This window comes from Halomonas sp. NyZ770, assembly GCF_020616575.1.
In the GTDB taxonomy this organism is placed as follows: domain Bacteria; phylum Pseudomonadota; class Gammaproteobacteria; order Pseudomonadales; family Halomonadaceae; genus Vreelandella; species Vreelandella hamiltonii.
Genome location: NZ_CP085143.1, coordinates 786,703 through 800,272 on the forward strand (window position 1 = coordinate 786,703; position 13,570 = coordinate 800,272).

10 protein-coding genes are annotated in these 13,570 nt (G+C 62.4%); 4 read left to right on the plus strand and 6 right to left on the minus strand.

The features are described 5' to 3' along the window. Positions 1–10: 10 nt before the first annotated feature. From LG409_RS03830 to LG409_RS03845, 4 genes are read right to left on the minus strand one after another with little or no spacing between them, the layout of a single operon-like run. Positions 11–715: a response regulator gene (locus LG409_RS03830; RefSeq protein WP_016916247.1), complete on the minus strand. Its 705-nt coding sequence runs from the start codon at positions 713–715 to the stop codon at positions 11–13. Between the two features lie 13 nt (positions 716–728). After that, positions 729–2,159, minus strand: a complete 1,431-nt coding sequence (locus tag LG409_RS03835) for an ATP-binding protein (protein WP_096921408.1) — start codon at positions 2,157–2,159, stop codon at positions 729–731. Further along, positions 2,156–5,257, minus strand: a complete 3,102-nt coding sequence (locus tag LG409_RS03840; RefSeq protein ID WP_039175499.1) for an efflux RND transporter permease subunit — start codon at positions 5,255–5,257, stop codon at positions 2,156–2,158. Before LG409_RS03840 ends, LG409_RS03835 begins: the two co-directional genes overlap by 4 nt. After that, the gene (locus LG409_RS03845; RefSeq protein WP_096921406.1) at positions 5,254–6,459 is read right to left on the minus strand and encodes an efflux RND transporter periplasmic adaptor subunit; all 1,206 of its coding nucleotides are present in this window, start codon (positions 6,457–6,459) and stop codon (positions 5,254–5,256) included. Before LG409_RS03845 ends, LG409_RS03840 begins: the two co-directional genes overlap by 4 nt. 191 nt (positions 6,460–6,650) lie before the next feature. Between LG409_RS03845 and LG409_RS03850 the strand changes: the two genes are divergently transcribed. Beyond that, complete coding sequence (locus LG409_RS03850; RefSeq protein WP_081192566.1) at positions 6,651–7,253, plus strand: TetR/AcrR family transcriptional regulator; 603 nt, start codon at positions 6,651–6,653, stop codon at positions 7,251–7,253. Here the strand turns inward: LG409_RS03850 and LG409_RS03855 are convergent. After that, positions 7,250–8,053: a helix-turn-helix domain-containing protein gene (locus LG409_RS03855; protein ID WP_227407642.1), complete on the minus strand. Its 804-nt coding sequence runs from the start codon at positions 8,051–8,053 to the stop codon at positions 7,250–7,252. The two genes, LG409_RS03850 and LG409_RS03855, sit on opposite strands and share 4 nt — an antisense overlap. Positions 8,054–8,159: 106 nt before the next feature. Beyond that, positions 8,160–9,170 (minus strand): zinc-binding alcohol dehydrogenase family protein, encoded by a 1,011-nt coding sequence (locus LG409_RS03860; RefSeq protein ID WP_227407643.1) that lies wholly within the window; start codon positions 9,168–9,170, stop codon positions 8,160–8,162. Positions 9,171–9,289: 119 nt separating this feature from the next. On the opposite strand from LG409_RS03860, the gene LG409_RS03865 reads away from it, so the two are divergent. The 3 genes from LG409_RS03865 to LG409_RS03875 all read left to right on the plus strand — a co-directional run bounded on the left by LG409_RS03865 (position 9,290) and on the right by LG409_RS03875 (position 13,381). Continuing rightward, positions 9,290–10,174: a LysR family transcriptional regulator gene (locus LG409_RS03865; RefSeq protein ID WP_227407644.1), complete on the plus strand. Its 885-nt coding sequence runs from the start codon at positions 9,290–9,292 to the stop codon at positions 10,172–10,174. A 30-nt stretch (positions 10,175–10,204) separates the two neighbouring features. Then, a complete protein-coding gene (locus LG409_RS03870; protein WP_227407645.1) occupies positions 10,205–11,089 on the plus strand; it encodes an alpha/beta fold hydrolase in 885 nt (294 codons plus the stop codon). A gap of 108 nt (positions 11,090–11,197) precedes the next feature. Further along, positions 11,198–13,381: an OsmC domain/YcaO domain-containing protein gene (locus LG409_RS03875; RefSeq protein WP_227407646.1), complete on the plus strand. Its 2,184-nt coding sequence runs from the start codon at positions 11,198–11,200 to the stop codon at positions 13,379–13,381. Positions 13,382–13,570: the final 189 nt, after the last annotated feature.

Genomic DNA, 13,570 nt, shown 5'->3' on the forward strand with positions numbered 1-13,570 from the left:
CCTGCCAGGCTTACCCTTCGGGCTGATATTTGTAACCCACACCATACACCGAGCGAATGATTTCCTGCTCGGGCAGGGCTTCGGTGATCTTTTTGCGCAGCTTCTTGATATGGCTGTCGACGGTACGTTCGGACACGATGCGATTGTCGCGATACATGTGGTCCATCAACTGCTCGCGGCTGAAAATACGCCCCGGCGACTGCATCATAACGCGTAATAGCTGAAACTCCACGGCGGTGAGCCCCAGGTCCTGGCCATTGACGAGGGCCTGCCAGCCCTCTTCATCCAGGGTGACCGGCGCTTGCCGTGTGGTCGGGGTGTGGCCGGTGGCCTCGGCAATGGCCTGGCTGCGGCGCAGCACGGCCTTGACCCTGGCCACCACCTCGCGGGGGCTGAACGGCTTGCAGATGTAGTCATCGGCGCCCAGCTCCAGACCCAGCAGCCGGTCCACCTCCTCGACCTTGGCCGTCACCATGATGATGGGCAGCAGCGGCCACTGCTGGCGTATTTCCCGGCACAGGGTGAGGCCATCCTTGCCGGGCAGCATGACGTCCAGCAGTACCAGCGCCGGTGAGTGCTGGGTGAGCCAGGGCATCACGTCGCTGCCATGGCCGATAATGGTGGGGGCGAAGTTATGGCTGCCAAGGTAGTCCGCCATGAGCCTGGCAATTTTGGGTTCGTCTTCGACGATCAGCAGGGATGCTTCCTGGGTCATGGTCAACTCGCATTCAGTAAGGGTCAGAAGAAATCAGCGGAAAGCGCAGTGTCCAGGCCAGCCCGCCCAATGTCGAGGCGCTGGCTTCCATGGTGCCACCGTGAGCACTCACCAGGGCGCTGGCAATCGACAGGCCCAGGCCGCTACCGCCGCTGGCACGGTTACGCGACCCCTCGACCCGATACAGGCGCTCGGTGAGCCGCCCCAGCTCGCTGTCGGGGACGCCGGGGGAGCTATCCTGCCAGACGATGACGGCCTGACCGCGCTCGCAGCCGAGCGTGACGCGCAGCGCCCCGGGCGATTGCGTATAGGCACAGCTATTATCCAGCAGGTTGCTCCACAGCTGGCGCAGGCGTTGGGCATCGCCGCGAATCATGATGTCCTCTTCCAGCTGGCAGGTGAGGCTCAGGCCGCTCTGCTCAAGCCAGCGGTCGGCGTCGGTCAGGCGGCTGCCCAGGCTGTCGCTCAGGTTCAGCGGGGCCAGCTGGATGTCCAGCGCTCCCGCATCGCTTTGCGAGAGCAGCCGCAAGTCGGAGACCAGGCGCTCCAACTGAGCCACTTCCTGGGCCAGCGAACTCAGGTTTTCCTGATTCAGCGGACGAATACCATCCTGCATGGCTTCGATTTCACCGCGCAGTACGGCCAGCGGGGTGCGCAGCTCATGGGCCGTGTCCGACACCCAGCGTGCCCGGGCCTCGCGGCTGGCTTCCAAGGTGGCTGCCAGCACGTTGAAATCCCGGGCCAGGCGAGACAGCTCATCGCGGCCGCGTTCGGGCAAGCGGGTATGGTAGTCGCCTTCGGTGAGGCGCAGGGTAGCTCCGGCCAGCGCCCGCGTGCGTCGGCCCAGCCACCAGGAGAGCCCGCCAGCCAGCAGCAGAGAGGCCAGGCCCAGCGAGACCACGATCAGGATCAGGTTGCGCTGCTGGCGCTCCAGAAAGCGGCTCTCCATGCGCTCCATCATCTCCTGGGGCGGGCGAAAGCCGAGGGCGCCAATGGCTTCACGCTGGCCATTGGGCGCCAGATCGCTATAGAGGGTCATCCAGTGCCAGTTGCGGGAGCCCCGTGGAGTATCGCTGGGGGGAATGATGGCGTGGCCATCGGCATCCTGCAGAGCGAAATCCTGCGCCTCCCCCAAGGGAGATGGCCGATCACGATGCTCTTGGCCCAGCTCGAAGCGGACGATGTAGGGCCAGCGGTCGGGGGCCTCTTCCAGCCACGCCCAGCTGTTCTGTGTTTCCCAACGGGTAATGAGGCCGTCGGCCAGCAGCGTGGCACGGCGCTCCTGGGCCTGGTTCAGGTAGTCGAGAAAGCCACGATCGATACTGTAGGTGACCGCCAGAAACACACTGGCAGCAATGGCCACATTGACGCTCAGGATGGCCGCGAACAGCTTCATGCCCAGCCGCGAGGGGCGCCACTGGCGCAGGCTATGTAACGCCTTCATGGGTTAGCCCTCTCGGGTTCGGGAGGGGACGGTGCGCTGAGGCGTTCGCGCAGATTCTCCAGGCTGAGATAGAGGCAGGGCACCATGATCAGCAGAATCAGCGTGGCGAACAGCATGCCAAAGCCCAGAGAGATGGCCATGGGAATCATGAAGCGTGCCTGTCGCGAGGTTTCCAGAATCATCGGTGCCAGCCCCAGGAAGGTCGTCAGTGTGGTCATCATGATCGGCCGCAACCGGCGTGTGGCAGCGGCCACGATGGCTTCCCGAGGCGCCATGCCTTCGCGCCGCTTGCGGTTGGCGTAGTCGATCAGCACCAGGGCATCGTTGATGACCACGCCGGACAGCGCCAGCATGCCCAGCAGGCTGATGATCGACAAGCCAAAGCCCATCAGCAGATGGCCCCCAATGGCCCCTACGATACCAAACGGAATGGCGGCCATCACCAGCAGCGGCTGCAAGTAGCTTCGGAAGGGAATTGCCAGCAGGGCATAGAGTGCCGCAATCATCAGCCACATGGCCTTGCGCAGCGTGGCCAGGTTGTCGGCGGTATCCTGCTGGCGGCCACCCATGCTGACTTCGAGGCCCGGCCAGGTATTGCTGAGGGTGGGGAAGACATCCTCCTGCAAGGTGGCGAGCACCTGATTGATGGCCTGGTCGCCCTCGGAGTCGGCGGTGACGGTGATGATGCGTCGGCCGTTGATGCGTTGCAGGCTGCTGGACGCCTGGCTGAGGGTGATGTCGGCCACCCGCGACAGCGGCACGCTGAGCCCCTCGGGGGTGCGTACGGGAAGCCGGTACAGCTCACTGAGGCTATCGCGAGAGGCTTCCGGTAAACGCACTTCGACGCTGACCTCTCGGCGGCCGATGAACTGCTCGACGGCGGTGGCGCCTTGCAGCGGACCACGCAGGGCCTGTGCCAAGTCACTGCCGGTCAGCCCCAGCGAGCGGCCTTCGGCCGACAGGCGCATTTCCAGCTGTGGCTTGCCGTCGCCCAGGCCGCTGTCGATGTCCGTCAGCCCGTACTCCGCCAGCTGTTCGGCCAATCGTGTGGCGGCTGCCTCCAGCACCTGGGTGTTGGGGTGCGAAAGCCGCAGGCTCAGCGCGGCGCCGCTGCCGGGGCCGCCAAAGTCGGATTCGAAGCGGACCGATTGCGCGCCCAGCAGGTCGCCGGTCAGTTCACGCCACTCGCGGGCAATGCGTGAGGGTGGCCAGCTCTCCAGGCTTTCCGAAGCGATGTCGAGGCGTACGGAGAGGCTTTCGCCATCCAGGCTGCTACGGGTGCTGGTGAAGCTCAACCCCTCTTCACGCTCGCTCAGGGCCGTGGCGGCGTCCAGCAATTGCTGGCTCAATTCGCGGCTGACGCTGATGTGGCTACCAATCGGCAGGGTGACGCTGGCCTGCACCTGGTCGGATTCGACCCGGGGCATCAACGAGAAGCCCAATCGGCCGCTCATGGCCCATGCCAGGGTGATCGCCAGCAGCGCCACGCCCAGCGAGACGGTCAGCAGGCGCTGGTTCAGTGCACCCTGCAGAAAGGGCTCGAAGCGCCGGTAGGTGAAATGGTGCAGCCCCTGCTGCATGCGTAGCCGCACGGCCTCCAGAGGACGCTGCCAGGCTGGCGTTTGCCTCGGTTTGCTGGCGTGGGCCAGGTGTGCGGGCAGGATCAGCAGCGCTTCCACCAGCGAGATCACGAAGACCGTGATCACCACGACCGGCACCGTGGCAAAGATCAGCCCCAAAAAGCCGGGCAGGAACAGCAGGGGCAGGAAGGCCACGATGTTCGAGAGGATCGCAAAGGTGAGCGGCGTGGCAATTTCCTGGGCGCCCTTGACCGCCGCATCGCGCAACGAGTAACCCTCCTCGCGATAGCTGTAGATGTTCTCGCCCACCATGATGGCGTCATCGACGACGATACCCAGCGCAATGATGAATGCGAACATCGACATCATGTTGAGCGAGACGCCTATCCAGGGCAGGAACAGCATGGCCCCCAGAAACGCCGTGGGAATGCCCAGCGTCACCCAGAACGCCAGTCGCGCTTCGAGAAACAGCGCCATCAGCACCAGCACCAGCGCCAGGCCCATCCAGGCGTTCTTGAGCAGCAGGCCGAGCCGGTCTTCGTAGACTTCCGAGCTGTCCCGGGCGATGTCCAGGCTCACGCCGTCGGGCAGGTTGGCGCGCAGCCTTTCCAGCTCGCCGCGTACCGCGTTGGAAATGCTGGTCGGAGTCTGGCCGCCAATCTGGTACACATCCACCGAGATGCCTGGCTGGCCGTTGTAGAACTCCTCTCGGTCGGTTTCGGCAAAGCCTTCACTGACCTGGGCAATGTCACGCAGCAGCACCGGCGAGCCCTGGGCCGTGGTCAGAATGGGCAGCTCGGCGAACTCTTCGGCGCTATTGCGGCGCCCCTGGTAGCGGATCAGCCATTCGCCCTCGGCGGTGGTCAACTGGCCGCTGGCCAGATCCAGTGCTTCGGCGGCGATGCGGCTGGCCAACTGCTGATGATCGAGCCCGTAGCGCTCGATGGCTTCATCGTCCAGGTGCACCTGGATTTCCCGGTCCCGGTTGCCGGAGAGCTCTGCCCGGGAGATGCCGCTGGTGGCCTGTAACTCGGCACGTACGTTTTCGGCGGCGTCGTGCAGGGCTTCCTGGCCCACCCTGCCGTACACCTGCAGGCTGACGACGCTGCGCGAGCGGCCTGCCAATGTAATGCGGGGTGGGTCGGCAGCGGCGGGCAGGGTGGTAATGGCATTCACGGCTTGTTGAATGTCCTGGTAGGCGCGCATCACATCCACGCCGTCGATCAGCGTTGCGCTGACCACGCCGCTGCCTTCGCTGGCGCTGGCGGTCATCTCGTCGATGCCTTCCACGTTGGCGATGGCGGCTTCCATGGGCAGCAGCAGGCTTTGCTCGATATCTTCCGGGGTGGCGCCTGGGTAGCTGATGGAGACCTGGACGATTTCCGTTTCGAACTCCGGAAAGACCTCTTTCTTGATGGCCATCGAGGCCATCAGGCCGCCCACGATGAACAGCACCATCATCAAGTTGGGGGCAACGCCGTGATCCACCATCCACGCCAACGGGCCTTTACGCATCATTGAGCGCTCTCCTGATCACGTGCCGGGGTGTCGCCACGTTGGCGCAGGCGAACTTCCTGCCCCTCGCGGGGCTGCGCCAGGCCTGCAACGACCACGCGCTGGCCCGCTTCCAGGCCCTCCCGGATCAGTACGTCATCCTGGCCGCGATAAGCGAGAGTGACGCGGGTACTGCGTAAGCGGTTGTCGTCGTCCACCCACCAGACCTGCTCGCCGGGGCGAAGCGCGGCAGAGGGTAGCCTGATCAGCGGCTCCTGGGCGCGTGTGTGGAAGGTGAGCCGCATGACGTCGCCCAGCCGCAGGGCGGGACCCTCATGATTCAGGGCCAATGGGTCGTTCACGGCAATCAGCAGCTGGGCCTGCAAGCCGTTCTCTTCCAGGTTGGGCAGCACGGAGAGCAGCTCGCCCTCCCGTTCGGCCTGATCGGGCCAGCCTTGGCTGGTGAGCGTGACGCGACCGCCACTCTCCAGCCAGGCCAACGTATCGCCGGGCAGCGAAGCACGTACCCAGAACTGCTCGACACCTACCAGGCTGAGCACTTCGGTGCCTTGGCTCAGCAGGCTGCCAGCCCCCACCAGGCGCTCCTGAACCATGGCGCGCCAGGGCGCCGTGAGGGTGGCTCGTTCCAGGTTTAGCGCCGCCTGGTCGCGGACCACGCGCGCCTGGGTCAACTGCGCCTGGGCCTGGCGCAGCTGGGGTTCGCGCAGCACCAGCGCTCGCCGTTCGGCGCTCAGCTGCCTGCCGAACGACTCGTACTCACTGCGGGCGCGCTGCTGTTCGGCCTGCTCCAGGGCCAGCTGGGCTTCAGCGTTTGCCAGTTGAGCCTGGGCATCCTCCAACGCCAGCTGCAGGTCGGCCTGGTCGATGTAAGCCACCGGTGCTCCCTGCTCGACCACACGGCCGGGCAGTACGCCTTCGGCAAAACGTTCCAGCTGCCCGGCCACGCGGCTGGCCAGCAGCGTCGACTGTTCCGCTTCGACACGACCAAAGCCACTCAGGGTAGGCGACTGTTGGCGCTGCTCGACGGTCATCACGTCGACCACCGGGGGCACGGGCGGCGGCGGTGGCCTGCGCTCTACCCTGGGTGGCTGGCTGATGATCCACCAGGCCACGGCAAGGCCGCCTGCCAGTACCAGCAAGGCGGCCAGGGCACCCAGGCCCAGGCGGCCTTGCTGTGAGGAGGCAAAAGAGCGAGGTGGAGTCATGGCCGGGGGGTATCCATTGGCTGAAGGCAAAAATGCCCGAGAAGTGGCAAGATCATGCTAGCATCACCGATTCCTACGCAGCGATTAGGCAAGCATTGTGCAAATAGCGTGCAACCCAAACGCTGACGCGGTTTCCGATACCTGTCATCATTGACGTGAAAAACCATAGACTTCCTGGTCTGCATGACGCTATGAAAAACACCGCCACGCGCGATAAGTTGATTGATACCGGCGCTGAGCTGATTGCCCAGCAGGGCTATAACGCCACGGGTATCAATGCCGTTCTAAAAACCTGCGGTGTACCCAAGGGTTCGTTTTACCACTATTTTGCCAGTAAAGAGGACTTTGGTCTGGCGGTGATCGAGCGGTTTGCCAGCCAATACGATGCCAATCTGGCTACCTTGATGGAAGATTCGGCCGTGCCGCCCCTCGAACGTCTGCGTCGCTACTTCGCGGCAGGTAGGGCGCATATGCTCGACTGTGACCACTCCACGGGCTGCCTGATCGGCAACCTGGGGCAGGAGCTGGCGGGCCAAAACGATACCTTCCGCGATGCGCTCAACGTGGTCTTCCAGCGCTGGGAAAAACGCCTGGTCACGTGCTTGAGCCAGGCGCAGGCAGACGGCAGCGTGCCGGAAGGGTTGTCACCTGACACGCTGGCCAGCTTCATTCTCTCGGGGTGGGAAGGTGCCATCCTGCGCGCCAAGACGCTCAAGTCCCTGGCTCCCATGGAGCAGTTCGAAGCCATTCTGTTTTCCCACGTGCTGACGACTGCGACGCCACCGCCACGTTAATGGCGCGCACGAAAATGATACTCCCCCGCGGCGATATCGTTCTGAATGGCGGCCAGTAGCGCCGCATCCAGGGATGGGTCGTCCAGTGCCAGTAGCCCGCACTGGGCGAGCGCTTCGCGCAGGCTGGTCTGTTCATCCAGCCGCTGATACACCACTCTCACACAGCAGGGCATGCGCTCGCTGTTGTCCGCCACGCCCATCTTCAGCCCCGTCAATCGCGTTACCTGACTTTGAAAGCTGGGAAACAGAATGGTCTGGGTGATCTCGTGACCGTTCAGGGTTTCGTGGTCGATCAAGAACAGTCGGTCCGCGAGTTTGACTGCCGCTCCCACATAGCGGTTATGGCAGGGGCGTTTGCCGGGGGCCACCGGCATGCGTTCGGTGCGCTGATACACCACGCCGCCGTCGCGCTCTTCCAAGCAGACCAGCGTACGCATGATATGACCAGGGCGCGACATGGAGTGGTAAAGCTCGAAGTAGCGCCCCAGGTAGCGCTCCAACCCTTCACTGCCCCGCTGCACCAGCGCATTGGGCCAGGGCAGCGTGGGGCTTGCCGTATCAGTACTCAACTGGCCGGTTTGTACCAGGGCGCGAAAATCCTGGTGGGGGAGGGCAATGTCGTCTGCGGTGACGCCAAAAAAATGGCATATTCGTTGGAGCGCCGCATGACTGGGGTAGTAGCGCCCGCTCAAGTAGCGGTTGAATTGCGCTCGGTTCATCGGCAGGCGGCGGCACACGTCGGCAATCGACGGGTAGTAGCTGCACAGCAGGCGCAAATTGGCCACAAATTCATCGTGCATGGGCGTGACTCGGGGCTCTTGGGCGGTGGCGGCTAATGTGCCGCCTTGCGCCCAAGAGTGCAACGGCTGATACCTCAAGCTGGCTTGAAATGATCGGCGCGCGTGCTTAAAACCCCGCTAGCACCAGCTTGCCTACGGTGCGGTTGCTCTCGATCAGCGCGTGGGCACGCGTCAGGTTGTCGGCAGTGATGGGGCCAAGTACCTCGCCAAGCGTCGTGGTCAAACGGCCGCTATCCACCATGGCGGCAACTTCGCTCAATAGGTCGTGCTGCTTGGCAATGTCCTCGGTAGTAAACAAAGGCCGAGTGAACATCAGCTCCCAGTGCAGTGACAGGCTCTTGAGCTTGAGTTTACGCACGTCGATCAGCTCCGGGTCATCGATCAGTGCCAATTTGCCCTGGGGCTTCAAGGCATTGATGATCGCCTCGAAGTGGTGATCGGTTTGGTTAAGGCTGATGACCATATCCACCTGCTCGTAGCCTGCGGCTTTGAGCGCTTCATCCAGCGGTTGGCGGTGGTCGATCACCGCATCGGCGCCGAGCGACGCGACCCAGGCTTGGCTTTCCGGGCGTGAGGCCGTCCCAATCACGGTGATATCGGTGAGCTGCTTGGCCAGCTGAATCAGAATCGAGCCAACGCCACCGGCAGCACCTACCACTAATAATGTTTTGCCTTTGGTGTCGCGCAGGCCCAGTTCCAGGCGGTCAAACAGTAGCTCCCAGGCGGTAATGGCGGTGAGAGGGAGAGCCGCTGCCTGGACGTCAGACAGACTTTTCGGCGCCAGGCTGGCGATACGCTCATCGACCAGTTGGTACTCGGCATTGGAGCCTTGGCGCGCAATGCTGCCTGCGTACCACACCCGGTCACCCGGCTGAAAGCGAGTGACTGCACTGCCCACGGCATCGACCACGCCTACCGCGTCGTAACCCAGCACCCGCGGCTCGCCGCCTTCGGGCAGCGCGCTTTTGCGCACCTTGGCATCTACCGGGTTGACGGAAACTGCGCTGACCGCGACGCGAATATCGTGGGGCTCGGGTGTGGGCAGCGGCAGCTCGACGGCGTGCAGGGCGTCTGGGTGGTCGATCGGCAGGCTTTTGGTAAACGCGAATGCTTTCATGGTCGTTCTCCAAGCGATGATGAATGGCGACATCATGCCTGGGTGTCGTTTTATGAAAAAGAGGGCTAATGTAGCTAACAGTTTCCAATTTTTTTTGAAAATAAGGGCGCTATTGCTCCATGCGTACCGATGACCTAAATGTGCTTGTCTATGCCGCCGAGCACGGCAGCCTTTCCGCCGCCGCGCGGGAGCTGGCGATTACCCCGGCAGTGGCTAGCGTGGCAATCAAACGCCTTGAAGACGTGTTGGGCACGCGGCTACTGGTACGCTCTACCCGCAGCTTGCGGCTAACACCCGCCGGGGCGCACTATTTAGTGCATGCGAAAACGGCATTGAGCGCCCTTGCCGAAGGGGAAAAAGAGCTGCACCGCGAACGCCAGGAGATCGCGGGAGAGCTCAGCCTCTCCATGCCTTCAGATCTGGGCCGCAACGTGCTGCTGGGCTGGCTGGACCATTTTATGGCGCTGCATCCGCAGCTGCGTCTGCGGCTTCGGGTCAGCGACCGAGTGAGCGATCTGTTTCGCCAGCCAGTAGAGATTGCCCTGCGTTACGGCGTGCCGGAGGATTCCAGCCTGGTAGCCCTGCCGCTAAAAGATGATAACCAACGGGTGGTGTGCGCCGCACCTCGCTATATCGCGCGCCACGGCGAGCCCGCCACGCCAGATGAACTACGCCAGCACAACTGCCTCTGCTTCAATCTTGGTGAGCGGGTGCATGACCAGTGGCAGTTCGGCAGTGAGCGTATCAGCGTGCAGGGCAATCGGGTGAGCGACGATGCTGAGTGCGTGCGCCGCTGGGCGCTGGCGGGAGAGGGCGTTGCCTATAAATCTCGCCTGGATGTTCAGGCGGACCTCCGCGCAGGCCGCTTGGTGGCGCTGTTGGCTGCGTTTCCTACCGAGCCCGCGCCGCTGTATCTCGTCTGCCCGCATCGGCTGTCGCTCACGCCCGCCGTGGTCGCGCTGAAAGACTTTCTGATCGAGCGGTTACAAGAAGTCGTCGAATGAAGAGCATGATCTATCCGCGAGGAGCTCGTTATGTTTGAAGGGTTTGAAAAACAGACACGCCGCGTTAACGGCGTCGATATTGCCTACCGCATGGGGGGCAGTGGCCCGGCGTTGCTGCTGCTTCATGGGCACCCGCAGACCCATATGATCTGGCACAAAGTGGCGGCCACGCTTGCCCAGCACTTCACGGTGATTGCCGCCGACCTGCGCGGCTACGGCGACAGCGGCAAGCCGGACGATGACGCAGAGCATCTCAATTACGCCAAGCGCACCATGGCCGCCGATATGGCTGAACTGATGAGCGCGCTGGGCTTTGAGCGGTTTAAAGTACTGGCCCACGACCGCGGCGCGCGGGTGGCGCATCGTTTAGGCGTTGATTACGCCGAGCGGATCGAGCGCATGGTGCTTTTGGATATCGCCCCCACGCTGGCCATGTACCGTGGCACCAATGAGGCGTTTGCCCGCAGCTACTGGCACTGGTTTTTTCTGATTCGCCCTCAGCCGCTACCGGAAATGCTGATTCAAGCCGACCCCGAGCAGTACCTGAAAAGCGTGATGGGCGCCCGCAGCGCAGGTATGGCACCGTTCGCCCCGGAAGCGCTGGCAGAGTACGAGCGCTGCCTGTCGCTTCCCGGTACGGCCACCGGCATCTGCGGCGATTACCGCGCCAGCGCGACTATCGATTTAGAGCACGATCAGGCGGATATCGACGCGGGTGTGAAACTCACCTGCCCGATCAACGTGATGTGGGGTGCCGAAGGTGCGATTGAAGCCTGCTTCGATGCGCTGGGCGAGTGGCGCAAGGTAGCGACCCAGGTAGAGGGCAAGGCGCTGCCCTGCGGCCACTATATCGCCGAAGAGATTCCTGACATGCTGCTGGAGGAAGCGCTGCCGTTCTTGCTGGATCCGCAATAAGCGATTCAAGCGACTGCCCAAGACGAAGCGGGCAAAAAACTGGATAATGGCCGCCATTCGCCTGATGCGTTGGCGCTCAGGCACACTCATTACTCCGGACGCCCGCTTATGGAAATCAAAGTTAACTATCTCGACAACCTCCGCCTGGAGTCCAAGTTCGACGATTTTACGGTCATATCCGACCAGCCGATTCGTTACAAAGGCGACGGCTCGGCCCCTGGCCCGTTTGACTACTTCCTGGCATCGTCGGCCATGTGTGCCGCCTACTTCGTCAAGGTGTACTGCAACGCGCGCAATATTCCCACCGAGAACATTCGCCTGTCGCAAAACAACATCGTCGACCCGGAAAACCGCTACAAGCAGATCTTCAAGATTCAGGTCGAGCTGCCGGAAGATATCTCGGAAAAAGATCGCGAAGGCATTCTGCGCTCCATCGACCGCTGCACGGTGAAGAAGGTCATCCAGACCGGCCCCGAGTTTCAGATCGAGGTGGTCGAGAACATCGACGAAGACGCCCAGGCGCTGCTGATGGGGGCACCCGAGGGTGGCAGCACCTTTATCCCCGGCAAGGACCTGCCGCTGGAGCAGACCATCGCCAATATGAGCGCGATTCTGGCCGACCTTGGCATGAAGATCGAGATCGCCTCCTGGCGCAATATCGTGCCTCACGTGTGGTCGCTGCATATCCGCGATGCGGCGTCCCCCATGTGCTTTACCAACGGCAAAGGCGCGACCAAAGAGAGTGCGCTGTGCTCTGCGCTGGGCGAGTTCATCGAACGCTTGAGCTGCAACTTCTTCTACAACGATCAGTTCTTTGGCGAAGAGATCGCGAACAGCGAATTCGTGCACTACCCCAATGAGAAGTGGTTCAAGCCGGGGCCGAATGACGAGCTGCCCGCCGAAATTCTCGACGAGCACTGCCTGGCGATTTACAACCCGGAAGGCGAGCTGGGTGGCTCGAACCTGATTGATACCAACTCGGGCCGTGAAGACCGGGGCATCGTTTCGCTTCCCTTTGTGCGCCAAAGCGACGGCGAAACGGTCTACTTCCCCTCCAACCTGATCGAAAACCTGTTCCTCAGCAACGGCATGAGCGCGGGCAATACGCTGGTGGAGGCTCAGGTACAGTGCCTTTCAGAGATTTTCGAGCGGGCAGTGAAGCGTGAGATCCTCGAACAGGAGCTGACCCTGCCCGACGTACCGCAAGAAGTGCTGGCCAAGTACCCCAGCATTGTCGAGGGCATCAATGCCCTGGAAGCCCAGGGCTTCCCGGTGCTGGTGAAGGATGCCTCCATGGGCGGGCAGTTCCCGGTCATGTGCGTGACGCTGATGAACCCGCGTACCGGCGGTGTGTTTGCCTCCTTCGGTGCCCACCCAAGCTTTGAGGTGGCGCTGGAGCGCAGCCTGACCGAGCTGCTACAGGGCCGCAGTTTCGAAGGCCTGAACGACCTGCCGCTGCCGACCTTCAATTCCCAGACTGTCTCTGAGCCGAATAACTTCGTCGAGCACTTCATCGACTCGGTGGGCGTGGTCTCCTGGCGCTTCTTCAGTGCCAAGCCCGACTTCGAGTTCAGCGAGTGGGACTTCTCTGGCAGCAACGAGGAAGAAGCCGAGACCCTGTTCGGTATTTTCGAGGAGCTGGGGGCTGAAGTGTACATGGCGGTACACGAAGACCTGGGCGCACCAGTGTGCCGCATTCTGGTGCCGGGCTACTCCGAGGTGTACCCCATCGAAGACCTGATTTGGGACAACACCAACAAGGCGCTGGATTACCGCGAAGATATCCTCAACCTGCACCGCCTGGACGACGCACAGCTGACCGATCTGGTCGAGCGGCTGGAAGAGAGTCAGATGGACGACCACGCCGATATCATCACGCTGATCGGTATCGAGTTCGACGAGAACACCGTGTGGGGCCAGCTGACCATCCTTGAGCTGAAGCTGCTGGTCTACCTGGCGCTTGGCCGCCATGAAGAGGCGCTGGACTGCGTGCAGATGTTCCTTCAGTACAACGACAACACTGTTGAACGTGGCCTGTTCTATCAAGCCGTGAACGCGGTGCTGGAGATTGCCCTGGACGACGAGCTGGCGCTGGAAGACTATCTGCCCAATTTCCAGCGCATGTTCGGCGAAGCCACCATGGCGGCGGTGGTTGGCTCGGTGGATGGCAGCGTGCGCTTCCATGGCCTTACTCCCACCAACATGCAGTTGGAGGGGCTGGAGCGCCACCAGCGCCTCATCGAAAGCTACAAGAAGCTTCACGCGGCCAGGGCGGCAAACGCGGGCCTCTGACGTTAGCTATTGGTTGAGCATAGCGGTGCGTGGCCTGCCAAGGCCCGCGCCGTTTTTTATATGGTGCACTCTGGTGCAGTGGCTGGCGCAGTGAGTGCAACCAACTGCATCGCTGCGCCAAACGTCATCCCATGTTTGGCTTGGTACAACACTCTCCGCGCCTCTCAATCGCAAACAAAGACGCGATCA

What these genes read in the sequence shown, in the direction of transcription:
- LG409_RS03830 (WP_016916247.1), bottom strand. Translation starts at nt 715, where the DNA reads ATGACCCAGGAAGCATCCCTGCTGATCGTCGAAGACGAACCCAAAATT.
- LG409_RS03835 (WP_096921408.1), bottom strand. Translation starts at nt 2,159, where the DNA reads ATGAAGGCGTTACATAGCCTGCGCCAGTGGCGCCCCTCGCGGCTGGGC.
- LG409_RS03840 (WP_039175499.1), bottom strand. Translation starts at nt 5,257, where the DNA reads ATGATGCGTAAAGGCCCGTTGGCGTGGATGGTGGATCACGGCGTTGCC.
- LG409_RS03845 (WP_096921406.1), bottom strand. Translation starts at nt 6,459, where the DNA reads ATGACTCCACCTCGCTCTTTTGCCTCCTCACAGCAAGGCCGCCTGGGC.
- LG409_RS03850 (WP_081192566.1), top strand. Translation starts at nt 6,651, where the DNA reads ATGAAAAACACCGCCACGCGCGATAAGTTGATTGATACCGGCGCTGAG.
- LG409_RS03855 (WP_227407642.1), bottom strand. Translation starts at nt 8,053, where the DNA reads ATGCACGATGAATTTGTGGCCAATTTGCGCCTGCTGTGCAGCTACTAC.
- LG409_RS03860 (WP_227407643.1), bottom strand. Translation starts at nt 9,170, where the DNA reads ATGAAAGCATTCGCGTTTACCAAAAGCCTGCCGATCGACCACCCAGAC.
- LG409_RS03865 (WP_227407644.1), top strand. Translation starts at nt 9,290, where the DNA reads ATGCGTACCGATGACCTAAATGTGCTTGTCTATGCCGCCGAGCACGGC.
- LG409_RS03870 (WP_227407645.1), top strand. Translation starts at nt 10,205, where the DNA reads ATGTTTGAAGGGTTTGAAAAACAGACACGCCGCGTTAACGGCGTCGAT.
- LG409_RS03875 (WP_227407646.1), top strand. Translation starts at nt 11,198, where the DNA reads ATGGAAATCAAAGTTAACTATCTCGACAACCTCCGCCTGGAGTCCAAG.